Source organism: Chamaesiphon sp. (genome assembly GCF_041738855.1).
Classification (GTDB): Bacteria; Cyanobacteriota; Cyanobacteriia; order Cyanobacteriales; family Chamaesiphonaceae; genus Chamaesiphon.
Map to the genome: position 1 here is coordinate 1 of NZ_JBGSPA010000140.1, position 25,166 is coordinate 25,166.

The following is a 25,166-nucleotide window of genomic DNA, read 5'->3' on the forward strand; positions in this document are numbered from 1 at the left end:
TTAAGACACTCTAGATCTCAGTCCGCGTAGCGATGCGCGCTCCTCGGCTTTGCCGAGGGTTTAGCGCATCAAGACAGGCGGACTTTGCAGCACTAGCGGCGATTTTAATCGCTGTGCTGTCCTAACCGCCTTGGCGGTTGCTATAACTCTAACTAAGCGAGTTGTTGCAATTATCGATCGAGCTTGACACATCCAACATCGATCTCACTCTGTAAAGTTGTTATAAGCCATAACTATTTCAAGTTCAGTTGAATAAAACAACTACAAAACTTTACTTACTAACTAATTGCGGGAATTGGAGGCGTAGAGCTGTAAATAACGGTGATGGTTTACTCTCTTGCAACCTGTCGCCCTGCTGCCAATTAAATCGATTCCATAAAAACGGAGCTTCCAGCTCTGCCGCCAGCCACAATAATTTTTTGGCTCTCGTAATCGCTACATATAACAAGCGTAAATCTTCACCTTGCTTGAGATAATTGGCTAATTCCCATGCACCCTGAGCTGTTGGCAGATCGTGCTGATGCAAATGTGCGCGAATCTTGGCGCGGGCAACTTCTGCTAAAGTAAAATCACCTAAAAACTTCGCACCTTGCGGCGTCCACAATTGCCCAGGAATCCGATCGCTCAAAAATGGAATAAATACATAGTCCCAGTCTAAACCCTTCGCCTTGTGCATAGTGATAATTGTCACTTGTCCTACCGCTGTATAGCGAGACTCAGAGCCATCATCGATGTTTTCAAAACCTTCGGTGGCGATCGTTTCTTGCAGTACTTCGATGGCACTATGGATCGAGCTACGTCCGTATGTTTGCAGCGCAATTTTATCAGCCAATTTATCGGCTGTTGCCAATTCGCTAGATTGATAATTCAATCGACTCGCTAGATAACTAATCAGTTGATAATCAGGTAATGTCAATCGTGACTGTATTAATTCGCAGCAAATTTCGCGCGCTCGTTGGACTGTCTGCGGTTGGGGCGTTTCCAGAATACTGGGATAGAGAAACCGTTCGGGTAGGATTGATAGAGCATCGAGGTCTTGCGCCTCAATTAATTTCCGAGCGAGTAAAACTTTGAGGGCGGCTTTGAGATATTCTGGAGAGTGGGGTCTGGTGATAAATTGAAGTAGAGTCAGGATTTCGCCAGGAATTTTGGAGGTACGATCGCTTTCACCTGCCTCATAAAGCTCGATTTCAGGATGCGATCGTTTCCAGTCAGAGAGTCTGTCATAGATAAACTTTGCCTGTCGATTCTCGCGCACCAAAATCGCAGCATTGGCGGTGGGATTGGCGGCAAAAAGTGTAGTTAGACGTTGCTCGATCGCCAGTACAGACGCGTAGACATCGCTCGGCTGATGCAATTCTACCCCGCCATCTTGTGGGAGCGGATTGGGCTGAGGATCATTTGCGGCTACCGGACGGATTGTTTGCTGCCAGAAGACGGATTCAGCTTCCGACCGTTCGGTGGATTCACCCTCTTTGGCAGGCGGTTTGAGCCAATTATTGCCCCAATTCAGGACAAAATTAGCCACGTCCATAATCCGCTGATTACTGCGTCCGGCTTGCTCCATTTTTTCCAGACGCGATGACAAATCGGGAGCGACGATCTCGCTACACTCTTGGCAAAAATCCCGAAAATACCGAGGATCGGCGGGGGTAAATGTCGAATTGATCGCCTGATTGGGATCGCCAACGCGAATCAGATTGGGTGGTAGTTCGGGGTGGTTGGGAATGCCTGCCAATTGACGCAATAATTTTTCCTGCAACGGGCTAGAATCTTGAGCTTCATCTTCAAAGACAGCATGAACTTGTTGCTGCCACAATCTGCGCGCAGCGGGGTCTGCCATCACCCGTAATGCCCCCGCAATCATCTCATCGTAGTCGAGGTAGTTGCGATCGACTAGCAGCTCTTGATAAGCCTGATAGAGTCCAGCACTGATGCTCAAAATGTCATAGCGGTCTGGATATAACTTGGCAATCTCCCACAGATCCGCTGGTGACAAACCAGAACTTTTGGCTTCGCGGACGGCGGTAAATGCCAGACTGGGCAAGATCTCCGTCCGCAATACTGACTGACGGCGCAAGCGTTCGGTCTCTTCGCCGTCAAAGCTGGCTCCCTCTAGTAGGCAGCGGTAACTGTGTGGGTTTTGACTCAGCCAGTTTTGGACGGTATCCTCAATTAGTTTGTGATTGACAGTTGGCATCACTAGGGTGCGATCTGTCAAATCCAGCCGCGATAAATCTGGATGTTTGGTAGCGATACTCAGTGCCAAACTGTGGATCGTGTTGACACCATACCCGATCGGTGGGAGTCCCAATTCTTTGAGACAAGCTCTAATTTTGTCTTTGATATTCGCTGCTGCCGAGCGAGTGAGGGTGACAATTATCAACTGATGGCGTTGATGTAGCTGTTCTCGGGCGATCGCGATCGCAGCGGCGACTGCCATACTATACGATTTGCCTGCTCCTGGCACTGCGGAGACTGCCAACTGTCCCGACTGCCAATCTGCCAGCGTCCGCTGTCCCTGTCGCAATCCTTGCCGCCATTGGGCGATGATTTCTGCTTGGGGTCTGGCGATCGGGTTTGGAGCAGCGGGTAGGGTGGGCATAGGGGTGAAGATGACTGTAGATTTAGATCGATCGCCAAGCTCTCTCGGGACAACACAGCGATTAAAATCGCCGCTCATGGTGCAAAGTCCGCCCACGCGGACTAAAATCTCAAGTGTCTGAACTGCTGTGGCTACTGCCATAGCTTAACAAGCTAACAATTATTGTAGGTTTAAGCTGTCTCTAGCTATTAAAAATTAATGATGCTCTAGAATTTCAGTATCTGGAACACTCTAAATCTTAGTCCGCGTAGGCGGACTTTGCATTCTGAGCGGCGATTTCAATCGCTGTGTTGTCCCGCACTTGGCGGTTGCCATCCGACACCTGCGAAGGAAATCTCCGCGTGACTGCATCCGTGATTTCAATCGCTGTGATGTCCATAGCTCATCCAAAAATGGGGTGCGAACCAATCGTTCGCACCCCATTTGCATTCACTATTGACTATCCACCATTCACCATTCACCTACTACCCTAGATATCTAATGTTGTGACACCAGGAAGGACGTAATTATCGAGTCCGATTGGCGGTAGTTCCAGATAGTAACTTGGAACCGACATTGCCCTCATCGCCTCTCATTGTCTGCGAAGCATAGTAGTAGTGGTTGTAACGGCTTTGCTTGTCGAGATCGACGCCATTGAGTACCATTCCCAATACTTTGAGCTTGGACTGGGTGAGGATCTCTTGAGCGTACTCGACTGATTCTTTGTCAGCGACACCAGGACGGAGGACAAATACCAGTCCGCCTGCTTGTGTCCCCAAGATTGCGGCATCGGCAGCAACTGTCAGCGGTGGCGCATCGATGATGACTAGATCGTACTCTTGCGACCACTGAGCGATCGATGTACTCATTTGCACGGAGTCGATCAACACTACGGGATTGGGTGGGACAACGCCTGCTGTGACTAGGAACAGATTGGGTTGGATTTCGGTAGTGGCTGATTTGCGATCGCATTGTCCGCTCAGGACATTGCTGAGTCCTTCGTAGTTCCCCTGTCTCCAGATCAGATGTTGCGCTGGTTTCCGCATATCTGCATCGACGAGAAGGACTTTCTTGCCCAGTTCGGCGACGGCGAGAGCGAGGTTGGCGGCGACTGTGGATTTGCCCTCGCCTGACTGGGAGCTGGAAACTACCACAACCTTGAGGCTATCGTCAGCATTCAAAAATTGGAGGTTGGTCTGCAACATCCGGAAGGATTCACCTTCAATCCCAGTGGTCATTCCAGTTAAGACCAGTTGACCTGGCTCTCTGGTATTACTTTTACCCAGTTTGGGCAATTGGCGAGATTTTTCAAAGACTGGAATTTGTCCCAAAATCGGGTAACCAGGTAGTAAACTTCTGGCTTCTTCGGAGGTCTTGATCCGTTTGTCGGCACCATCGAGCAAGAAGGCAGTCGCCGCACCCAAGAACAGACCCAAGAAACTACCAATGGCAATGTTCTGACCTTTTTTGGGTGAGAGTGGTTCTTGGGGTAACTCTGCGTGAGTTTGGATTCTGGAATTACCGAGGGTTTGGTTTTCGGCAATTTCGATTTCTTGAAGTTTGCTCAACAGAGTTTTATAGTTCGTCCGCGTGGTGTCGAGTTTGCGTCCGAGGGCATTTTGCTGTTGTTCCAATTTTGGCAGCGCGTTCATCCGTTGGCGATAAGCATCCACTACGTAAGTGAGTGCGGCGATCTGTTTTTGCAGGCTGGTTCGTTGGGCTTCACTTTTGGCGAAGTCCGCAATCATGCTCCCTTGAATCCCTGATGGTTGTAGCTCGACAACTCTGCCTTGAAAACTTTGTTCGCCAGCGAAGCTTTGTTCTTTGCGTTGTTGGAGGATTTGAGCTAGAGCTTGTCTTTTCTCTTTGAGGTTGAGAATGCTGGGATCGTTGTCACTAAATCGAGTTTGTTCGGTCGCCAACTTAGCATCGACTTCTTGCAACTCTCTGAGCGATCTTTGCAATCCAGGCGACTCGCTTGCCAGTCCAGTTTTGATAGTGTCTTGAGAGTCTCTACCCCCAAACAGGCTCTTTAAGCCTTCTAGCCTAGATGTTTCTGCGGCTAGTTGAGCGGAGGCGGAGGTGATTTCGCGGTTGAGGGTGGTGATTGTCTCTACTGCCGAGACCGATTCGGTCGGTAGATCGACGACATTGTACTGCTCTTTGAATAAGCGGAGATCGTTCTCAGCTTGCTTGACTTCGGTTTCGATCTTGGGTAGTTCCTGCGCTACGAATTTTCGAGCAGCTTCGGCTTCGCGGCGTTGGTTGGTACGGTCATCACGGATGTAGACTTCCATGATTTTTTCGACGACATCTTTTGCCAACTCTCTGCTCGGATCTTGAAAACTTACTTCCAAGATATCTGTCCCCTTGACACTGCTGACTTTTAGCTGCTGGACGAAGGTGTCGGACTTGCTGATAAATTTCTCTAATCGTTTGCGCTCTGGTGGTCTATTTGCGTACTTACCATTGCGTAATTCGGCTAGTGCCCCATTAATCGTGGTGAGTGACTTGAGGATTTCTGCTTGAGTGTTGACTGGCGTACTGCCAGTCAAGCCGTCTAATTCACCAATCGCTCCGCCTGTGGCATTGTTGGCACTGCTCAATAAAGCACTAGTCTTATTAGTCTTTTTCAGGATGACTTGTCCTTTGGCTTGGAAGATTTCCGTTTGCCTGTATGTCCATACTGTCGCGGCTGCGGTAGTAAGGGCAAACACCACGGCGGCAGGCAACCAACGACGTTTGAGTACTAGCCAATATTGTGCAATTTCATCCATAATGCTTTACGCGGGTGACTGTGTGTATACTCCTTCATATTCTAACACTGTGACTTTGGGTCCCCGTATCCGCATTTCAACGTAATTCGATCGCGCTAGATCGACTAATCTAGACAGTTACGGGTGTAGTAAGCCAGTTAGATGTTTGAGGGATGAGCGATCGATCGCGATGGAAGTCTCTGTAACTATGCAACTATTTTATACAATCAATTCGCAATCTGGTGTTTTTTCAGTAAGAATACTTGTATTGCTACGATCGGTTTTCCGAGGGTAAACTACTGTGTTAGAAGGACACCAACTCGATCGCCTGTCGATCGATCTCGCCACATCTTCCACCCCAAATATCGAACAACGATTGCAAGAAATCCCCGCTGAGCCTGGAGTCTACTTCATGCGGGATGCTAGCGATCGCATTTTATATATTGGTAAATCCAAAAAGCTCCGCTCCCGCGTCCGCTCTTATTTTCGCGATCGTAGTCATCATACGCCTCGGATCGCGATGATGGTGCGCCAAGTTGCTGAAATCGAGTTTATCGTGACAGATAGTGAGGCGGAAGCTCTGGCTCTAGAAGCCAATCTGATCAAGCAACATCAACCACATTTCAATGTCCTGCTCAAGGATGATAAAAAGTATCCATACATTTTGATCACTTGGTCGGAAGACTATCCACGCATCCTGATGACGCGCAACCGCCGCATCGGCAAAGGCAAAGATAAGTATTATGGCCCCTATACCGACGCGCATTTGCTCCGCAATGTGCTGTACACGATTAAGCGGACATTTCCACTGCGCCAACGACCCCAACCGTTATTCAAAGACCGTCCCTGTCTCAACTTCGATCTCGGTCGCTGCCCGGGGGTGTGTCAAAATCTGATTGCGCCGCTAGACTATCGGCAAACTGTCGAAAAAGTAGCGATGATCTTTCAAGGTCGCAGCGGTGAGTTGCTGGATACACTCACCGCCCAAATGAGTAAAGCTGCCGAGCATCTCGACTTCGAGCAAGCCGGATTGCTACGCGATCGCATTGCCAATCTCACCGCGCTCAATGCCGAGCAGAAAGTCTCACTCCCCAATGATACCGTCTCGCGCGATGCGATCGCCCTCGCTGCCGATCGGGCCAATGCTTGCGTCCAACTTTTCCAAATTCGCGCGGGCAAACTTGTGGGTAGACTGGGATTCACCGCGCAGGTGCAGTCGCTGGCTGAAGATCTCGCCGCCCAGCCCTCTGACGAAGAGCTAGGAGCCATCCTCCAACGCGTATTGGAAGAGCATTATCAAAATGCCGATCCGGTGGAAATCCCGCTCGAAATCCTGGTGCAGCATCCCCTCCCCGATGGTGAAATCTTGGCTAGCTATCTGAGCGATCGCAAGGGTCGAAAAGTGACGCTGATCGCCCCCCAGCGTCAGGTTAAAGCCGAGCTAATCGAGATGGTCGAGAAAAACGCCATTCACGAGCTAACGCGGCTGCAACGCCAAACAGAGCGAAATGTATCGTCATTATCAGATCTGGCGGAGATTTTGAGTCTACCCGAACTGCCGCGCCGGATCGAAGGTTTTGATATCTCCCATATCCAAGGCTCCAATGCGGTAGCTTCCCAAGTCGTATTCATCGACGGCATCCCCGCCAAGCAACATTATCGTCATTACAAGATCCAAAATCCTGAGATTACGATCGGACATTCAGATGATTATGCCAGTCATGCCGAAATTGCTCGTCGCCGCTTTCGCAAGTATGCAGGTGGCGTTCATACTGATGATGCGGATTTCCCAGATGTCGTGATGATTGACGGTGGTAAGGGGCAATTATCCGCCGTGATGAATGTCCTCGAAGACATGGATCTGGCTGATAAAATGTGTATCGTCAGCCTTGCCAAGCAACGCGAAGAAATCTTCCTCCCTGGTGAAAGTTTGCCCCTGCCCACAGATGCCGAGCAAGCTGGCGTCCAACTGCTCCGCCGCGTGCGGGATGAGTCCCACCGCTTTGCCATCACCTTCCACCGCCAACAACGCGCCGTCAAACAAACTCGATCGTATCTGGATGATATTGCTGGTTTGGGTAGTCATCGTCAGAAACAACTTCTCGCTCATTTTCACTCGATCGATTATATCCGAGCCGCTAGTGTCGCCGACTTATCCAAAGCTCCAGGCATCGGACTACATACGGCACAGGAGATTTATAGTTACTTTCATCCCCAGTAATCGCTCCTATTTCAGCGACATGACACCAACGACTCGTTAGACTAGAAAATATTAATTTAATCCATGAGTGCAGCCACCTTTGTAAGCACTAGTGCTACTTTAGATAGATGAACGACGAGCTACAATGTTGGTACAAAGCACTTGACTTAGAGCCTGGAGCTTCACTCGAAGAGGTGAACCAGGCACATAAAGATCTGGCATTGGTGTGGCATCCTGACAGGTTGCCACAAGACAGTCCCCGCTTGCAACAAAAAGCCCAAGCGAAACTCCAAGAAATCAATAATGCTCGGGATCGATTGCGCGAGTATCAAGCCGATCGCGCCAACATTAGTGCCAATAATGTTAATAGTAAATCTGCGCGATCGGCTAGCAGCTCTAGGCGCGAATCGACGTATCGAACTTCTTCCCAACGTCAGCAGCCACGACGAGCCGCAGCGACTACTCGTCAAGAGCAACGCCAACCAGAGCCATCACCAGTTACAGCCACCGATCCCAACAGCTATACTTCATCTGCCACTACCGCAAAATCCACTCCCGGGCGTCAAGCGACAACTACAGCTCCGCGTACCCCTCATCAACGCCCAGATCTCAGCGGTGTGGATTGGAGTGGCGCGGATCTCAACGAGCGGGATTTATCTGGTAGAAACTTGACTAACGCCAACCTCAGCAATGCCCAGCTCAAGGACTGCTTTTTACATGGCACCAATTTACAAGGTGCCAATCTGCATAAAGCCAATCTCTTTCGGGCAAATTTGTTTCAAGCCAATCTTAGTAATACCAATTTGCGAGAAGCCAATCTCATCGGTGCCGATCTCAGTGGTGCCGATCTCAGTGGTGCCGATCTCACTGGCGCACAGATTAGGGTAGGAGCGAGGATTACAGTGAGACTGATTGGTGCAAATCTCACAGGTGCAACGATGCCGGATGGGCAGGTTTATCGGTAGATAGTCGAGCAGTGTACGGTTATTTATCAGTCTGGCTGTGGTGTAGTCTGCCGCTCGGCTAAGTCCCTGAGTGCATAGTCTCTAAACCGATCCATATCCGCCTGAAGTGTGCCTTCGACGGCGTTGCGGACAAAACCATTGTCCATTAAGATTGCCAAGAATCCTGGCACTTCGTAGGTGATTGTCAACTTGACGATGCTGGTTTCCCTGCGATCGTAAAATCTAATCGCCCCACGATTGGGCAATCCATCAACCGACTCCCACTGAATGATTTGGTGGGGTATCTGCTGGAGGATGCGAGACATCCAGGTAAATTCGAGCGTCTTGGTACCTAGCTTCCAGCGGGAGAGTTCGGGGCTACCTTCGACTATTTGCACGGATTCGATCCACTTCATCCAGCGCGGCATCAGCTCGATATTGTGCCATAGACTCCAGACATGCTCGATCGGTGCAGCAACTTCAACTTGAACGCTATGTTCTAACCATTGGGACATGAGGGTAGAGGGTAGGGGGTAGGGTGAGTAGGTTTTAGGCTTTAGGTTTTAGACTGTAGGGGTAGAGCTAATTATTGCAAAATATCCATATTCGCTGTCTTGTTTCGCTAAACCCTCGGGCATTGTCCGAGGGTTTAGCAAGCCGCTGTCAACTGTCAACTGTCAACTGTCAACTGTTTAATTAGAGGCAATCTGCGGTCTGTTTGAGATTGCTAAAACTCGTGAGGATAGCTTGGGCGGCTTGTTTACCAGAAATAGTCGCGCCTTCCATACTGTCGATATAGTCTTGAGCCGTATAACTACCCGCCAGGAAAAAATTGTCAATCGGTGTCGCTTGAGTCGGACGGAAGGGGTCCATCCCTGGCTGTTCGCGATAGAGAGATTGAGCCAACTTCACGACACTCGACCACGTAACATTTAAGTCAGTAGCAGAGGGGAATAGGGTGTGAACTTGCTTGAGGACATGGGCGACGATCTCCTCATTTTTCATCGGGATAAACTGTTCGCCTGGAGTCAGCACTACTTGTAATAACGAACCTTCACCCTCTCGATAATAATCGGCAGGGCTGGTCAGCGCAAGATCCGCAAAACAGGAGAAGTCCGCATCGGCACTATACAATAGGTTGTCTAGCCCCGCAGCATGGTCTAGTTGGTGCTGCTCGGCGCGATCGGACATCTCGGTTACCCAACCATCAAATCTGAGCTGGACGGTGGTCACAGGCACCGCTGTGAGCTGGAAGATATTGTCGAAGAAAGCCGATTGACGCCACTCGGAGGGGACGATCCGCTGGATACCTGGCACATCGCAGGCACATACATAAGCATCCGCCGTAATCGTGTCGATCGCCTCACCACTAGCGATCTCAAATCCGGTAATGTGGATATTGTCCCCTGTTCCCGTATAGTTAACTTGCCGGAGCTGATTACGGGTATGGATTTTGGTGCCTCTAGCTACTAAGTAATCGACGATCGGTTTGTGCAGATATGCCGCTGGCGAACCAACGAGCATATTCAATTTTGATGCTTCGGTTTTGGAGGCAAACATCATAAAGATCGTCAGCATACACCGCGCTGAGATATTTTCGGTATCGATAAAGCCCAGAGCCAGCGCGATCGGGTCCCACATCCGGCGTAAGCTATGATTGTTGCCACCATGCGATCGAAACCAATCAGCAAAACTGACGCGATCGAGATCGCGAATCAGTTTCATCCCAGCCTCATAGTTGACCAATCCAGCGACGATCGGACTAGTTCCCAATGCTAGTGCATTTCGCAGCTTATCGACGATCGTCAACTGTCCGGTGGTAAAAAATGCCTTTAAGCCATGAAAAGGTGCGCCGAGCAGAAATCTAAAATCCAGCTTGCCGATATCGCCGCCAGCATTGACAAAATTATGGACGTGTTCTTTTGGCAAAAAGATATCAGTCGCACCAATCCGCTGCATCAGGGCGAAGAGGTTGGCATAGTTGTTGAAGAAGACATGTAAGCCCATTTCGATGTGATTGCCATCAGCATCTACCCAGCTCCCAACTTTGCCGCCAACGAAGGGACGTGATTCAAAAATCTCCACCTCATGTCCGGCATCGACCAAATCGACAGCCGTAGCCATCCCCGCCAATCCCGCACCAACTATTGCAACCCGCATATCTATTTTCGTTGTTTTCAGTGTCTTTACCGATTTTAAGATTTTTTAAGCGTTTGTGCATCCTTTTTCAGCTAGCACTGGCATTTTCGCGATCGCTATTCCCCTCTCATTCACCATCTACTTTCTCGAGCGCGCTAAACCCTCGGCAAAGCCGAGGAGCGCGAATCGCCATCCACCGTTCACTCACCACGCTAGCTGTCTAATTTGTCGCTGGTACGGGAGTAGTTGTTATTTATCGATAAATGATGTTATATTGAGATAGCTGAGTTAAAAAACGACGCGGAGTAGAGCAGCCTGGTAGCTCATCGGGCTCATAACCCGGAGGTCACTGGTTCAAATCCAGTCTCCGCAACCAACTCTAACTACCAACTAAATCTCAAATAGATTGTAGGTCTTAGAGCAGCGAACCTAACCCAAACATAACGACGCGGAGTAGAGCAGCCTGGTAGCTCGTCGGGCTCATAACCCGAAGGTCGCTGGTTCAAATCCAGTCTCCGCCACCAAATGTATCAAAAACCGTACCCCTATAGGTACGGTTTTTGAGTTGAGGGGTACAAATCTCAGACAGTTGTCACAGTAGAAATCTAAACCCCTAAGCGCTGGAGCGTCGATCGAGTCTAGAGTTTCATCGCGATCGACAATCCGTCACCAAGCGGCAACACGGAGACAGCGACGCGGGCATCGGCAACCAACTCCCGATTGAAGCGATCGATACCGAGGGTGTATTCATCATTATAGGTATCGGGATTTAAAACTCGTCCTTGCCACAGCACATCAGTGGTAATGAGTAATCCGCGCGGACGTAATAGGGCGATCGCGCGTTGATAGTAGAGTGGATATTGATATTTGAGTCCAGAGATCGCGATCGAGTCAAAAGCTGGGAGAGGATCGATCGCGAGTAATCGATCGAGCAATTCTACTCCACTGTCAATGTGCAGATCGATTTGAGCCGCTACGCCACCTCGAAGCCAATACTCGCGGGCGATATCCAAATGTTGACCATCCACCCCAGCACTAGTTACTCGCCCCTGTGGAGGCAATGCTAGAGCCATCGCGAGGGTACTGTAACTCCGAAATATCCCGATTTCCAACACGTCAACAGCTCCGATCGATCGCATCAGTAGGGCGATCGTTTGGGCTTGTGCCATCGTCGGCTGCATTTGAGCTAGCGGATAGTCAGCGGTAGCTTGTTGGAGCGCGACGAGTAAATCGGGGGGTGGAGTAGATATCGATGTCAGATACCGCCCGATCCTATCTTCTACGCCAGTACTCGTCTGTTGGGGTAGACTCGGCTCATGCTGCTCGACAAATTGACGGGCACAATCTTTGCACTGATACCGCTGCTTGTCGCGATAAAAGCCATGCTTCCGAACGCGGGTGGATTGACAATTAGGACATTTCATGTGGGCTGTTCGTGTTTACTTAACAGCTCCTACAGGGTGAGGTTGGGTTTCAAATTGGGGGGCGTAGGCTTGAAGCAGCGTGCTGACTTGTTTGACAACTTCAGCGCCTGATGATTTGGCGATCGCTTGGCGTTCGGGGAAAAATTCGGGACGATCGAGATTTTGGGCGATGGCTGATTCAACTTGTTGGGTAATCAATGCTTGAAGTTCTTTTTGAGCGCGTTCGCGTTGATAGTTGGCACCCTCTTCTGTCGTAGCATAGAGTGGGGGGAGACGATTGAGTGCGTAGGCGGCGATATCACCGACATCTAGTTGCAGATCCGTGTCCACCTCAATGGCAGTAATTTGACCGATCGTTTCGGCGATTACCAACTCTTCCATCACATTGATAAATTGTTTGCGCGGCACTGTGACTACTTCACCAGCAAGTAACGCTCCCATCAGATGATCGAGTGCCATATACTCTTCTACCGATAGTTCCGCCGCACTATCGCAGATCCGTCCTACCTCGGCTTCCATAGCGGGGGTAAGGTAGCCTTCATCTAAAGCATGTTCGACGATCGCTTGGATATTCATGATTAAATAAGTCGTAAGTCGTGAGTCGTAAGTGGTTGCGGCGATCGCAGCTTGAGCCGGATCGAGATAAGTGCTACTTTACAAACCACTATTTACATTTATTATTCCCTCGCGATCGAGCAAGATAAACAATAATATTGGCATGATGTCAAGCGATCGATGCTAGTAGGTAGCTACTGGTTAGGGTTGGCACTGCCCACCATCTAGGTTCTAGGCAATTTCTATCGGATAAATCTTTCTCCTACCTACTTCATTCAACGCCAGTTCGGAGTAAGCATCTTTGCTAAAGGCTCGCGATCGGCACAGCGGCAAACGAAGAGAATTTGGCGGTTGCGTTTATTATTAGCGAGGGCAGAACCTGGATCTGGGGGTGGTCTTGTTGCGCTAAACCCTCGGCAAAGCTACGTATCGCGCATCGCTCCGACCCCCAGCCCCCAATCTCATATAACGATTCAGCATCGACCCAGATTACTCGATCGCGGTCGATCGCCATTGAACGGGATCGACAGAGACAGCATTGACATAGAGACCCCAGTGGAGATGCGGCCCTGTGGAGGCTCCAGTATTACCGATCGCCCCAATTCGATCGCCAGCGGCGAGCAGTTGTCCGGCGGCGACCTTAATTTTGCTCAGGTGCATGAAGATACTCACCACCCCTTGTCCGTGATCGACGCCCACGACATTGCCATGTACGCGAAAGCCCTTATTTTCATAACCGACTAAGACAACTTTGCCACCAGCAGGAGCGACAACTGCCGAACCAGCAGCACCTGCATAGTCCAAACCGCGATGATAATAGTCCTTGGCAAATTCGCCATTATAATAACGACGGACGCCGTAAGGCGAACTAGTTTTACCCTGATTGGGAGCGATAAATTTGCCATCCCAGAGTTTATCGGGACTGACTGTTGCTTTAAAAGCAGTTACTTGCTTGAGTTCTAGCTCTGTCGCCTGGATGCCTGCTTTGCCTGGGGAGAAATTGATGCGCTGGATCGGAAATTTCCGATCGGTGACGGTGACTTTGAGGGTAGTGGTGCTAACCCCGTCGGAGATTGTTACCTCGCGATCGCCTGGTTTTTCGAGCGGGGTTGTCGGAATCATCGCCCGCAATCCATTTGCGCCGACGCCAAATACTGGATAAGTTTTACTACCAACTTTGACTGTGGGTGATGTTTTGCCAGGAGATGGGATAATGTTGACCACGATCGTTTCGCCCAAACGAGGCTGAACTGGTGTAACTTGGCTACTGAGAGCCAATCCAGGTATCCGAACAGCCGATACTAAGACGACCGTCAACACGATTGTGCCTAGTAAAATCGATCGCCAATTGTGCGATCGAGTTAGTGATTTTGGGGTAATTTTTGCCAACAGAGACTCGATCGACATAAAGATTTTAGGTGCGGAAGGGTGATGAATTGGAGTGGTGGGATCTGGCTATAGGCGATTGTTACCACTGCTAAGATCGAGTAGTAACTCCTTAGCGATCTGTTCCCATAGACCTGCAAAACTCAGTATCCTATAGATTAAGTTACATTAACTATAGTTTTAAACCTCTCATAATTTTCAGGGTTTAAGGCAAGCAGATTTGCGCTCGATCGTCAATGTGGGATCGGTGCTAGCAATAGCACCGATCGGCGCGATCGCGTTTTCCCCTCAGGCCCAAAATCGTATCCTCATTAACTTAACTGAAGTTAATTTGAAAATTTTATAATTATAAAAAGTTAGTGCAAGAAGATTTTCGGCTGATCGTAGATTTGGTATTTGTGCTAGTAGCTGCTGCTACTGGCGGGGTGCTCGCTGGACTGGCTCGACAGCCTGCCTTGCTGGGCTATATCGTCGGTGGGGCGATCGTCGGGCCGACTGGGTTGGGATTGATTAAAGAAGTGATCCAGGTTGAAACTTTAGCACAATTTGGGGCGGCTTTTTTACTGTTTGCACTCGGGGTAGAGTTTTCATTTTCTGAGCTAAAGAAGGTGCAGAAGATCAGTCTCGGTGGTGGTGGATTGCAAATCCTACTGACTATTTTAGTGACTACAGCGATCTCTCTGAGTGTGGGTTGGGTGACGACGCCTCAACAAGGGGTGTTTTTGGGCGCGATCCTCTCCCTGTCCTCAACGGCGGTAGTATTGAAATCGTTAATGGAGTCCAATGAAACTGCCACGCCCCACGGACAGGTAATGTTGGGTATCCTCGTCGTCCAGGATTTGGCTTTGGGATTCATGTTGGCAGTCTTACCCGCACTCGATCGACCCGTTGCTGAGATCGGTACGGCAGTACTGCAAGCAGGGGTCAAGATCGGGCTATTTGCGGCTGGGGCGACGGCGATCGGGATATGGGTGGTGCCGCGCTTGTTGCGGTTGCTGGCTAGTACTGAGAGTCGCGAGTTATTTCTGCTTGGCATCGTGACGCTATGCCTGGGGATTGCGCTAATTACTGCATATTTGGGTCTGTCCATCGAAATGGGGGCATTCGTCGCTGGTTTAATGATTTCTGAGGTGGAGTATGCAGACCAAACTCTAGCCTATGTAGAGCCGCTGCGGGATATCTTTGCCGCGTTATTCTTTGCGGCGATCGGGATGCTGATCGACCCTTTCTTTTTATGGGAAAACCTCGATCTGATTCTGGGGCTGGTGTCGATCGTCCTGATTGGGAAGTTTGCGATTATTACGCCATTGGTGAGGCTATTTGGCTACCCGTTGCAAACCGCGCTGATTGCTGGCTTGGGATTGGCGCAGATTGGGGAGTTTTCATTCGTATTGGCTAGCGAGGGGCGCAGTTTGGGTTTGGTGTCGCGCGGGGTATATCTGCTGCTATTGGGGACGACAGCGGTGACATTAGTGATTACGCCATTTATTCTCAGACTGATTCCCAGCTTGTTTAATTGGATTGAGAGCGTCCCAGCACTCGATCGGTGGTTTCAGCCAGGAGAGCCGCCCCTGGAAGTCTCCGAGCATGTACCACTCGAACCGCCGATCGTGATTTGCGGCTATGGGCGCACGGGGCAGAATTTGGCGACGCTCCTTGCCGAGCAAAATATTCCGGTAGTCGTTGTCGATCAGTCGGAGGCAGCGATTCAGAAATTACGCGAGGGGGGAATTCCTTATATTTATGGCAATGCTGTCAGTATCCCCGTCCTGACTAGAGCCGGACTCGATCGCGCGAGAGCGATGGTGATCGCCCTCCCCGATGCAATGAGTACGCGCCTATGTCTCAAGCACGCACTCGAAATCTCGCCCGATCTCGATATCGTCGTCCGCGCCAATCAATACCAAGATATCGAATTGCTCTATCAGCTCGGCGGTAGTGAAGTCGTCCAGCCCGAATTTGAAGCTAGTCTAGAAATGGCATCGCACCTACTAGTCAAAATTGGCTTACCGACGATTCAAATCCAACGTCAAGTCAAAGCGATTCGCAATTCTCACTATCTAGAACTCCGTCCCGAAGGTGCGATCGGTGAAATGTCTCAAGATATTCAAGCCGCTACGTTGGGCATGAATAGACGTTGGTATCGGCTCTCGGTCACCTCTCAACTGCTGGGTAATTCGATCGCTAGTGCGAGTATTCGGCCCCTCACTGGAGCGACGATCGTCGTCATCAAGCGCGAAGATGGTACCCAGATCGATTATCCCAATGGTGGGACGATCTTCCAACTCGGTGATAGTTGTCTGGTGATTGGCTCGATTGAAGAACAAGCGATGTTCGAGCAACTTACCAAGGGCGAAATTATGATTCCAGTGCTACCGTCCAGTCTCGAATCAGTCAAGGAAGTAATCGTGGAGTAGCAGCTCTAAAATTATTGATACTGAATATAGGCGATCGCCCGCCGCGAAATCAAGGTCTTACGCTCGTTAGCATCGGTAAAAAACAAGCATTCAGGATCTTGCCAGACAATTCTCCCTACAAAGACATCCCCTGTCAATAATTTGATCGATACCTCGATTTTGTCTTTGATCGATCCTTGAGTTTGACGGGTACTGGGTAGATTGACATCAAGTTCGGACATTTGCTCATTACTGGTAGAGGACTTACCCTTATTATTCCCAATCGCGATCGTAATTTCAGCCAATCTCCAAAATTCATGGATAGTCTTTGCCCATTGGCGTAGTCTTTGTGTCAGAGCCTTGAGAATCCAGCTCGATCTATAATGTGGTCTACCCTTTATCTGCTGAAATTGTGACGACAGCCGAAATCATCGATCGATTGCAACAAGCTACTGTAAATTTACTATGGTCGAGTGAATCAGATTATCCCTTTGAGGTCGTCACTTGGCAACAAGGTGTCGAAATTACTCCGATTGCTTTATTTGGTGTAGATCGACTCAGCCAATCGATCGAAACGATCGCCCTGAGCGATTTTTTTGCACCAGTCCTCACAGTTGAAGACTGGTATGACACATCGGAACTAAAACAGGTCGAACGGTATACCGAATTATTACACGCGATCGAGTCTCATTTAGCTGAAATTCAAGTTTTCCGCGTCGGTGAGGTTGAAATTGCCATCTATATCGTTGGCAAAACTCCTAATGGCGATCTAGTTGGGCTGAAAACTCAGGCGATCGAAACTTAAATTCAAACGTTATTGGTTCAGACTTAAATTAAGTCTTTCTTGGGCAGTTTTTAGAGCCGATTTAGGCGATTTTTTATTGAGTAGTACTGACTCGATCGCCCGTCCGATATTTTCAGATATTTGACTATAACCAAGATCGATCGGGCGAGTTCTCCCCGATTTGGCTTGGTCTAAAAATACTTGAATTGCCGGAGTTTTGTTGACATAATCTCGATAAGCAGGTCGATCGCGAGCTTTGAGGTTTATTGGTAAGTATCCCGTTCCAACAGCCCATTCAGTTTGAAATTCTTCACTAAGTACATATTCCATGAATTCCCAAGCTGCTTGTTGATGTGTGGGGGGACTTTTCATCATAAATAAATTCTCACCACCGACCACTGTTGCGGAGCGAGTCCCCGCTGGGATTGGCATCACCGCATAGTCAGTCTGATTCATACCTGCCAATTGTCCCAATGTCCACGGGCCAGTTAATTGCATCGCGGCTTTACCCGCCAGAAAATTATCCAATTCATAACCGCGTTCTGGTGAAGATAAAATTGCACTGCCATCTGTAATTAAATCTTGCCACAGTTGAAGAGCGGCGATCGCGCCTGGATTATTGATATTAGTAGCCATACCAGCTTTGAGTTCGCCACCACCACCCCACATAAACGGTAACCAGGTAAATACTGTCCATTCACCTTGTCCTAATGGTAATAACATCCCGTAATTATCAATTTTACCATCACCATTGGTATCGCGAGTCAGTTGTTTGGCGATCGATTTAAATTCCGTCCAGTTAGTGGGAATTTGCTCGATTCCGGCTGCTTTAAATAAACTGGGGCGATAGAAGATGCCGACATTATTGGTGCCAAAGGGGATCGACCAAAGGTGGTTTTCATATTGCATCGAGCCGAGCAAAGCCGGATCGATATCTTTGCTAATAATCGATCGATTCCACTGGTTCTCGATGGGAACGATCGCCTCTAGCTCGACTAATTGCCCAGTCAACATCGAGCCATACCACAGCAGATCTGGCTTGGCATCGCCAACTACTGACGCCAAAATTTTGGGCAATTGGCGATCGGCTTGTCCGACATAAATCGATTCAATTTCGATCGCGGGATGTTGCTGATTAAATTTAGTTACTAATTTTTGAAAAACATCGCGATTGGGTGGCGGATTGATGCCATGCCACAACGTGAGATGTGTCACACCACCAGTATCTAGTTGAGTGGGCGTACATCCGGCGGTAATTATGAGTAAAATTAGAGCGATCGAGATTCCAATTTTAGCAACCAATCGATTTGTATGGCAGGTCATAGTAAATGGGCAAATATTAAGCGACAAAAGGCGCGAGTAGATGCGGTGCGGGGGAAAACATTTGCCCAAATATCCCGAGCAATTATTGTCGCTACCCGCAATGGCATCCCCGATCCCGATGGCAACTTTCAACTGCGGACAGCGATCGAAAAAGCCAAAGCAGCAGGTCTTCCCAACGATAACATCGATCGGGCAATTGCCAAGGGTGCGGGTACGCTCGATAGTAGCAACCAGCTTGAAGCAATCCGCTATGAAGGTTATGGTGCGGGCGGTGTGGCGATTATTGTCGAGGCTCTGACGGACAATCGCAAGCGGACGGCGGCGGATCTGCGGTTTGCTTTTCTCAAGCGGGGTGGCAATCTCGGCGAAACTGGCTGTGTGGGCTGGATGTTCGACCTCAAGGGGATCTGTGCGATCGCGGGAAGCATCGATGAGGATCGACTGTTGGAAGCGGCTTTGAAAGGTGGTGCCGATGTTTATGAGTTAATTGATGATGAGGAGCACCCAGGGGCGGAGGTATTTACGACCGTCCCAAATCTCGAACGATTGAATGCTACGCTGCGATCTGAGGGGTTTAGGGTCACCGATACCGAATGGCGATGGGTACCCCAAACTACCGTCTTGGTGGACGATCCAGAGCAGAGCAAGCAACTCCTAAAACTGATTGAAGTGCTCGAAGGATTGGATGATGTTCAATCGGTGACGGCGAATTTCGATCTAGCGGACGAACTTCTCGATGGATAATATAGGTGTCGTAGAGTATGCTTTACTCATATCTCTTTCAAGTTGCTGTGACTAAGTATCTACAGCTTATACCCTGAAAGCTTTTCTACCTCATACCCCCCTTTTCAAACACCCTTTTAACCTGTTTCATGCCTTGCCCCTATTAGCACTTGGGGTGATAGCGCATCTGCACCCGATCCAATCTTCATTCCTCAGTTAAATTTAACAATGGTTTGGCGAGAAAATAGGCAGCAATCGACTTAGCATCGATCGCTTCGCCACTATATATCGCCGCTTCAAATTCAACTGGAGTCATCAGCACGATCTCAATATCTTCATCCTCATCACCCGCAGGTTGAACGGCTAACTGCTCCAAATCTTGCGCGAGAAAAGCATAAATAATTTCGTCACAATAACCGGGTGCGAGAAAAAACTCACCCAAATTGTGCCACTTACCAGCTCGATATCCAGTTTCTTCCTCGATCTCCCGTGCGATTGTCTGAGCTGGATCTTCACCTACTTCTAGTGTCCCTGCGGGAAATTCTAAAACCCTACCTTGAGTAGGAAAGCGATATTGTTTGACCAATACTAACTTGCCATCGGGAGTCATCGGGACGGCTAGCGCACCACCAGGATGATGGATAGATTCCCATTCACCAGTGACACCATTTGGTAATTCGACTCGATCGACATTAAATGTAAATTTACGTCCTTGATAACGCAATTTGTTTTGAATAATCTTCGCTGGTTCGTTTCCTAATGGCATGGTTTTAATTAGGTTTTAGACTTTAGGTTTTAGGGAGCGGACTGCTAGGTTATGAATGGGTTTCTATGCTGAAAATAGGTTCACATCTGAAGATGCTAACTTGTTGGCGAGGGTATCGATCGATTTATCCGAGTGTGGTTCGAGCCAATCGGGAGCGATTTCGGCTAGCGGTACGAGTACAAATGCTCGATCGCACATGTGTGGGTGCGGAACCTGTAAAGCTGGCAAATCGATAATTCGATCGCTATACAATAACAGATCCAAATCTAATGTTCGCGCTCCCCAAATTTCTCCCCGTACCCGCCCAAACTCCATCTCGATCGATTGTAAAACATTCAGTAGATCTAATGGTGTCAGACTAGTCTCAACGGTCGCACAGCCATTCAAATAATCCGGCTGTGGTGGCCCAAGCGGTGCGGTGATATACCAGCTAGAAACAGCTAATAACTGGATTTGCGGATGCATTTCTAGTCGCTCGATCGCGCCAGTCAAAATTGAGTGCGAATCACCTAAATTACTCCCCAATCCGATCGCGCATGGATATAAATCTGCCATCATCTCGATTGTCCTAGGGCTGAGTTTTCAGAGCATTCAAAGCCTGCCCAAACCCGATCGCGATCGTGATATTGGAAATCGTCAAAAACAGCTCCGCGCTACCATGCAATACATCGACATCCGCCAAAGACTTATGTAAAGTCAGTTGTGCATAAGCTCCGATCGGAATTGTCACGGCGACAAATACTAACGTCAGATAGAAACCAATTAACGCTACTTTCGGAGTAGGTATTTTTTTGGTCATAAACCATAGAAATCCTAAGTAAGGAAATAAAGAAACCGCAAACAATGATTCCTTAGAAAATATCGATTCAACTAACGAAGACATCTTTCCTTCCCACCTAAACAATAGATACTCACCATCCACCATCCACCATCCACTGTTTTAACATCTAATTCGATCGTGAAAATGGGCTGTTAACTATTTACTACCGACTGTTTACTAATCTGCCAAGCAGCCAGACACATCGTGGCATTCCCCACTACCGTCATCGCTGCTTGCAAAGTTACCAGCCATTCCAGCGTCGGCGTATTGTCAAAGAAATGCCAAGTACAAGCGCACATCGCACTTACCAGCGCAGGCAACATCCCAAACGAAAGATTGCGCCATGCGAGATTGCCGCTAGCTTCAGCATATCGCCAAATCAGCCAGATCGCCGTCATCCACTCAATGACGCTAGAAGTATGAACGATCCAAGTCGGAATTGAAAGTACGTGCATTTATTTATAGTCGATTAGGTATTATGGCGATCCTAAATCAGATCCTTATCTAAAAGTGTACCTAACCCAAGTTGTTACCTATTGGAACGCCGACGATTGAAATCGTGGCTAATGTTACGAAGTCCGCCTGCGCGGACTAGTTTATCAGTCCGCGCAGGCGGACTTTGCACCATGAGCAGCGGTTTTAACCGCTGAGACTATCGGTACCAACTTGAGGTACCTAAGATCTCCCGCAACCAAATCACTAGCAATTTAGCGCACCAATACTACCCGCAAGCCACAGCCAGCGATCCGAATTCCCACATCCAAACTACAGCGCACCGCACTCCGACAGCCGCGCGCGACATAATCCCAAGCACCGCCACGCATCACCCGCTTGCTGCCGATAGCAGGTGCGCCAGTATCCACACTCCTCCCATCTGTTGGCGCATCCTGATAGCTCGGCTGATACTCATCTAGACACCATTCCCACACATTGCCGTGCATGTCATACAGCCCGAACGCATTGGGGGGAAAACTGCCCACGGGGGTGGCTTGGGCGCGATTCTCGCCCAGAGGTGCGCCACCGTAGGGATACTCGCCGTTGTAGTTGACCAGATCGGGGGCAATCGTCTCGCCAAAGTAAAAGGTGGTATTGGTACCAGCACGACAGGCATACTCCCACTGTGCCTCACTGGGGAGGGTATAGCGATCGCCTGTTTGGTAAGATAATCGATCGCAGAATGTACGGGCATCATCCCAATTGACGTTTTCGAGCGGGTAATCTCCATGCGTACTCAAACTCTCATTGCCCATCACCGATCGATATTGGGCTTGAGTAATCGGGTATTTACCCAGGTAAAATGGTGAGATAGTCACATGGTGAATGGGGCGTTCGTCATGATGGTGTCGATCGTCGCCCATCATAAATGTACCACCAGGGATCGCCACCAGCTCTAGCTCGATCCCCTCGCCCAAATTGACGTTCAGACAGCTAGCTGCGCCAGCTTGACGCTCGATAATCTCACCATCCCGATCGACCCGAACTGTCTCAAAAGTGAAGGTGTTATGCTGGGCGGTGGAGGACATGATTTTTGTTAAGGTTGAGATCGATCGCTAGATCTCAGTATGCCATAGGGCTGACAGATTCCAGGATGTTAACCTAGATTTTCCCCGTTAGTGGTTTGTGCCAGATAGCACTTGAAGCCGTGCAATCGCTGTGGATGGCAAAAAGATCGTACAATCGGCGATCGATAGCTCTTAGCAATCGGTACTACGCGAGTATGAATCTGATAAAACAGTTGATTTTGACGGGATTAATCTTAGTTAGTAGTAGTCGCCACATCGGTTAAGACACTCTAGATCTCAGTCCGCGTAGGCGGACTTTGCAGCACTAGCGGCGATTTTAATCGCTGTGCTGTCCTAACCGCCTTAGCGGTTGCTATAGTAGTAGGATCGCGATCGCTCAAGGTCAGCCTCTACCGAAGATTGAGATCCCCAAGCAATCTGAAAATATCTCAACTCAAGATCCCAAATACCCACTCCAGACAAGAATCAATCGGGATCTCGTACAACAACTAGCGAAGTTTTTTGTCTTTACTAAAATAGATCGATCTCGAATTATTAAATTGCGGTCTATCTTAACCTTTAGCCGATCGTCGCGATCCAGTTGCACTATATTGGTTGGCAAAAACATACGATTTGTATGAATTTGGTCTCGGTAATAAACGGGATGCAGCGATCGCACTCAAGCACTATACTAGAGCAGCAAATCTAGGCATGGCAACAGTCGAATATTTCCTCTCATCAGTCTATCAGTATCACTTAATGGGCGTATCAAAAGATGAACGTAAAGTAATTAGTTATCTCGATCGAGCAAAATTACATGGCGATAATTGCGTTAAAGTAGAAGTATTGCTCAGTTATGCAAGATTATATTCACCTACAAGCGATCGGACTGATTTTGCATTTATCCCCCGCGATGCGTGGAAGATGACTGATGCTTTGCAATCTGCTCATGCGATCGATCCTGACAATCCGACAGTTGCTGATTGGTGGGGCGAAGAGCTAGACAAGCGCAAGCAATACACCACAGCTCTATCCGTATATCAACGCAGCTCTAATACTCACACCCAGCAGCGCGTCGCCCAAATGTATGAAACCGGAATAGGTACCGCGATCGATCTACCCACAGCTCTATTATGGTACAAACGCAGTGCCAATCAACAATTACTCGCAGATAATAGCGGCATCCCTACTTATTATCGTTCCGGTTCGATGGCTCACATTTATCGATTGGTATGTCAACAGAAAATTGCTGCTAGTGCTGCTAGTCCTGAGTTTCAGCAATTAGAATACGACGCATATTTTCAAGAAACTCTCACTCATCAAGCAGTCCGCAAACTCAAAACCAATCCATGTATTCCCATCCCTGGCGGTTAGTTAGCAAGTAGGAAAGTTTTAGGCAATCATTAATTGTATAAAATCTAGATGGTGGGCAGCGACTAAAATCACGCGGAGATTCCCTCCACATGTGTTTTAACGTCAGTTCGGGATAAGAATGCCCAGAGACTGGAAGTCTCGGCTCGTGATACAAAGTCCGCCTACGCGGACTAATAAACTAGTCCGCGTAGGCGGACTTTGCAGTGCTAGCCCCGATTTCAATCGGCGGCGGGACTCGAACGAAGCAAATATCCTTAACCCAAACTGACGTTAACCCTACAATACTTCAAGTTTGAATGCTAAATCGATCGGGATGAATGCCATGATTTACCCAAACGATCGCTGCTTCTGCACTCACCATTTCTGGTGGAACGCGGAGGATGTGAATGTGTGCCGTCGATGGACAAGTCATTTTCAATAGTACCATTGGTTCCGTATCGATATTTTCTAGATTTTCAATCCTTTCCAACCCATCTATTTTCAGGAGTGTATATTCTCGCCAAGTATCGATAGTAATAGCATTTAATTCTTTACAAATTCTTTCATATCCTATCTGCTCTACCAACGCTCGTCTAATCTCAGCATTATCTTCGTTCAGTAACCATTCAGGTTTCCACTCGCTAAATTTAGTACAATATCGGCGAGGAAGATCTGACCACACTTTAAAGGATATAACACCGTTAAAAAAATTAACTCTTTTTAGCTTAGGTAAATTTTGCAGCACCGACAAATCTACTAGGGGATTACCAGCTACATTTATTTCAACTAAATTGGTAAGATTACAACAGCTGGCTGGTAGGCTCGTGAGGCCGTTGAAACTCAGGTCTAGCTTAATTAAGTTAACAAGATTACCAAGACCTGCTGATAGACTATTTAGCTGATTTGAACTGAGATCTAATTCGATTAGATTGCTAAGACTACCAATGTCTTCTGGCAAACTACTTAGGCGATTACCTCCCACTTTTAGCTTGGTTAATTTTGACAACTTGGCAATATTATTTGGCAAAACTTCCAGACGATTGAATCTCAGGTCTAGTGTTGTAAGATTGGGAAGGTTCGTCAGACAATCTGGGAGAGTCTTGAGTGGATTTCCCATTACTATTAACTCAATCAACCTGTTCAGACTACAGATACTGTCTGGTATGGTTGTGAATTGATTACTAGTTAGATCTAGCTCGATTAGATTAGCAAGTTCACCGAGCCTTGTGGGTAAGCTCGTTAGTTCATTCTCACGTAAATTCAGCCTGGTTAAGTAAGTAAGGTCGCCAACGCTTTCGGGGATACTTGTTATTTTTCTACTGCTCAGATCTAGCCATGGTAAATCGACACGTTCGCCAGCTATTGCTAAAGACCTGAGTTCGATGAAGTTTTGTCTCCTCAAACTCAGGCATTTCAACACTTTTAGGCTAACAGCAGAATTTTTTCAATTTTTGGCACATTAAAATCCACCATCAATATCATTAATAGTTGAAAAAACATTGATTTAAATT

At 48.4% G+C, this 25,166-nt stretch carries 21 protein-coding genes, 2 tRNA genes and 2 pseudogenes; 9 read left to right on the forward strand and 16 right to left on the reverse strand.

Annotation, left to right across the window (positions count from 1 at the left end):
- Positions 1 to 271: 271 nt before the first annotated feature.
- The gene (locus tag ACEW9I_RS14250) at positions 272 to 2,605 is read right to left on the reverse strand and encodes an ATP-dependent helicase (RefSeq protein ID WP_373541014.1); all 2,334 of its coding nucleotides are present in this window, start codon (positions 2,603 to 2,605) and stop codon (positions 272 to 274) included.
- Between the two features lie 506 nt (positions 2,606 to 3,111).
- On the reverse strand, positions 3,112 to 5,361 hold the full coding sequence (locus ACEW9I_RS14255) for a GumC family protein (RefSeq protein ID WP_373540997.1): 2,250 nt from the start codon (positions 5,359 to 5,361) through the stop codon (positions 3,112 to 3,114).
- A 307-nt stretch (positions 5,362 to 5,668) separates the two neighbouring features.
- On the opposite strand from ACEW9I_RS14255, the gene uvrC reads away from it, so the two are divergent.
- Both uvrC and ACEW9I_RS14265 read left to right on the forward strand, forming a co-directional pair.
- Complete coding sequence (gene uvrC / locus ACEW9I_RS14260; protein ID WP_373541015.1) at positions 5,669 to 7,561, forward strand: excinuclease ABC subunit UvrC; 1,893 nt, start codon at positions 5,669 to 5,671, stop codon at positions 7,559 to 7,561.
- A 107-nt stretch (positions 7,562 to 7,668) separates the two neighbouring features.
- On the forward strand, positions 7,669 to 8,505 hold the full coding sequence (locus ACEW9I_RS14265) for a pentapeptide repeat-containing protein (RefSeq protein WP_373540998.1): 837 nt from the start codon (positions 7,669 to 7,671) through the stop codon (positions 8,503 to 8,505).
- Between the two features lie 26 nt (positions 8,506 to 8,531).
- On the opposite strand, the gene ACEW9I_RS14270 is transcribed toward ACEW9I_RS14265, so the two are convergent.
- A complete protein-coding gene (locus ACEW9I_RS14270; RefSeq protein WP_373540999.1) occupies positions 8,532 to 8,999 on the reverse strand; it encodes an SRPBCC family protein in 468 nt (155 codons plus the stop codon).
- A gap of 181 nt (positions 9,000 to 9,180) precedes the next feature.
- Positions 9,181 to 10,644 (reverse strand): 9,9'-di-cis-zeta-carotene desaturase, encoded by a 1,464-nt coding sequence (zds, locus tag ACEW9I_RS14275; RefSeq protein WP_373541000.1) that lies wholly within the window; start codon positions 10,642 to 10,644, stop codon positions 9,181 to 9,183.
- Positions 10,645 to 10,922: 278 nt separating this feature from the next.
- Here zds and ACEW9I_RS14280 point away from each other — a divergent pair.
- Both ACEW9I_RS14280 and ACEW9I_RS14285 read left to right on the forward strand, forming a co-directional pair.
- Positions 10,923 to 10,999 (forward strand) — tRNA-Met (locus ACEW9I_RS14280).
- A 71-nt stretch (positions 11,000 to 11,070) separates the two neighbouring features.
- Positions 11,071 to 11,147: transfer RNA gene (locus ACEW9I_RS14285), tRNA-Met, on the forward strand.
- Positions 11,148 to 11,261: 114 nt separating this feature from the next.
- Here the strand turns inward: ACEW9I_RS14285 and ACEW9I_RS14290 are convergent.
- The 3 genes from ACEW9I_RS14290 to ACEW9I_RS14300 all read right to left on the reverse strand — a co-directional run bounded on the left by ACEW9I_RS14290 (position 11,262) and on the right by ACEW9I_RS14300 (position 14,009).
- Positions 11,262 to 12,047 carry an SAM-dependent methyltransferase gene (locus ACEW9I_RS14290; protein WP_373541001.1) on the reverse strand — a complete coding sequence of 262 codons (786 nt, stop codon included), beginning with the start codon at positions 12,045 to 12,047 and terminating at the stop codon, positions 11,262 to 11,264.
- Positions 12,048 to 12,062: 15 nt separating this feature from the next.
- Positions 12,063 to 12,623 carry a late competence development ComFB family protein gene (locus ACEW9I_RS14295; RefSeq protein WP_373541002.1) on the reverse strand — a complete coding sequence of 187 codons (561 nt, stop codon included), beginning with the start codon at positions 12,621 to 12,623 and terminating at the stop codon, positions 12,063 to 12,065.
- Between the two features lie 468 nt (positions 12,624 to 13,091).
- The gene (locus ACEW9I_RS14300; RefSeq protein WP_373541003.1) at positions 13,092 to 14,009 is read right to left on the reverse strand and encodes a M23 family metallopeptidase; all 918 of its coding nucleotides are present in this window, start codon (positions 14,007 to 14,009) and stop codon (positions 13,092 to 13,094) included.
- 338 nt (positions 14,010 to 14,347) lie between these two features.
- Between ACEW9I_RS14300 and ACEW9I_RS14305 the strand changes: the two genes are divergently transcribed.
- Positions 14,348 to 16,405 (forward strand): cation:proton antiporter, encoded by a 2,058-nt coding sequence (locus ACEW9I_RS14305; RefSeq protein WP_373541004.1) that lies wholly within the window; start codon positions 14,348 to 14,350, stop codon positions 16,403 to 16,405.
- Positions 16,406 to 16,416: 11 nt separating this feature from the next.
- On the opposite strand, the gene ACEW9I_RS14310 is transcribed toward ACEW9I_RS14305, so the two are convergent.
- On the reverse strand, positions 16,417 to 16,689 hold the full coding sequence (locus ACEW9I_RS14310) for an RNA-binding protein hfq (RefSeq protein WP_373541005.1): 273 nt from the start codon (positions 16,687 to 16,689) through the stop codon (positions 16,417 to 16,419).
- 80 nt (positions 16,690 to 16,769) lie between these two features.
- Here ACEW9I_RS14310 and ACEW9I_RS14315 point away from each other — a divergent pair, with 80 nt between their 5' ends.
- Positions 16,770 to 17,189 (forward strand): nuclease A inhibitor family protein, encoded by a 420-nt coding sequence (locus ACEW9I_RS14315; RefSeq protein ID WP_373541006.1) that lies wholly within the window; start codon positions 16,770 to 16,772, stop codon positions 17,187 to 17,189.
- Between the two features lie 9 nt (positions 17,190 to 17,198).
- Here the strand turns inward: ACEW9I_RS14315 and ACEW9I_RS14320 are convergent, their stop codons facing one another.
- Positions 17,199 to 18,491, reverse strand: a complete 1,293-nt coding sequence (locus tag ACEW9I_RS14320; protein ID WP_373541007.1) for an ABC transporter substrate-binding protein — start codon at positions 18,489 to 18,491, stop codon at positions 17,199 to 17,201.
- On the opposite strand from ACEW9I_RS14320, the gene ACEW9I_RS14325 reads away from it, so the two are divergent.
- A complete protein-coding gene (locus ACEW9I_RS14325) occupies positions 18,480 to 19,235 on the forward strand; it encodes a YebC/PmpR family DNA-binding transcriptional regulator (protein WP_373541008.1) in 756 nt (251 codons plus the stop codon). The genes ACEW9I_RS14320 and ACEW9I_RS14325 overlap by 12 nt on opposite strands.
- 184 nt (positions 19,236 to 19,419) lie before the next feature.
- On the opposite strand, the gene ACEW9I_RS14330 is transcribed toward ACEW9I_RS14325, so the two are convergent.
- The 5 genes from ACEW9I_RS14330 to ACEW9I_RS14350 all read right to left on the reverse strand — a co-directional run bounded on the left by ACEW9I_RS14330 (position 19,420) and on the right by ACEW9I_RS14350 (position 22,323).
- Positions 19,420 to 19,980, reverse strand: coding sequence for an NUDIX hydrolase (locus ACEW9I_RS14330; RefSeq protein ID WP_373541009.1), 561 nt, complete (start codon positions 19,978 to 19,980; stop codon positions 19,420 to 19,422).
- 63 nt (positions 19,981 to 20,043) lie between these two features.
- Entirely contained in the window at positions 20,044 to 20,538 is a 495-nt protein-coding gene (folK, locus tag ACEW9I_RS14335; protein WP_373541010.1) for a 2-amino-4-hydroxy-6-hydroxymethyldihydropteridine diphosphokinase, read from the reverse strand.
- Positions 20,539 to 20,548: 10 nt separating this feature from the next.
- On the reverse strand, positions 20,549 to 20,863 hold the full coding sequence (locus ACEW9I_RS14340) for a DUF3593 domain-containing protein (protein WP_373541011.1): 315 nt from the start codon (positions 20,861 to 20,863) through the stop codon (positions 20,549 to 20,551).
- A gap of 89 nt (positions 20,864 to 20,952) precedes the next feature.
- Positions 20,953 to 21,255 (reverse strand): DUF2499 domain-containing protein, encoded by a 303-nt coding sequence (locus tag ACEW9I_RS14345; protein WP_373541012.1) that lies wholly within the window; start codon positions 21,253 to 21,255, stop codon positions 20,953 to 20,955.
- Positions 21,256 to 21,507: 252 nt separating this feature from the next.
- The gene (locus ACEW9I_RS14350) at positions 21,508 to 22,323 is read right to left on the reverse strand and encodes a formylglycine-generating enzyme family protein (protein WP_373541013.1); all 816 of its coding nucleotides are present in this window, start codon (positions 22,321 to 22,323) and stop codon (positions 21,508 to 21,510) included.
- Between the two features lie 588 nt (positions 22,324 to 22,911).
- Here ACEW9I_RS14350 and ACEW9I_RS14355 point away from each other — a divergent pair.
- Positions 22,912 to 23,001 (forward strand): annotated as a pseudogene (locus ACEW9I_RS14355) (hypothetical protein); the annotation flags it as partial.
- A 225-nt stretch (positions 23,002 to 23,226) separates the two neighbouring features.
- Positions 23,227 to 23,676: an SEL1-like repeat protein gene (locus ACEW9I_RS14360; RefSeq protein WP_373541016.1), complete on the forward strand. Its 450-nt coding sequence runs from the start codon at positions 23,227 to 23,229 to the stop codon at positions 23,674 to 23,676.
- A gap of 286 nt (positions 23,677 to 23,962) precedes the next feature.
- On the opposite strand, the gene ACEW9I_RS14365 is transcribed toward ACEW9I_RS14360, so the two are convergent.
- Together ACEW9I_RS14365 and ACEW9I_RS14370 are read right to left on the reverse strand one after the other, a co-directional pair.
- Positions 23,963 to 24,682, reverse strand: coding sequence for a leucine-rich repeat domain-containing protein (locus ACEW9I_RS14365; RefSeq protein WP_373541017.1), 720 nt, complete (start codon positions 24,680 to 24,682; stop codon positions 23,963 to 23,965).
- 87 nt (positions 24,683 to 24,769) lie between these two features.
- Positions 24,770 to 25,075 (reverse strand): annotated as a pseudogene (locus ACEW9I_RS14370) (leucine-rich repeat domain-containing protein); the annotation flags it as partial.
- Between the last annotated feature and the right edge of the window lie 91 nt (positions 25,076 to 25,166).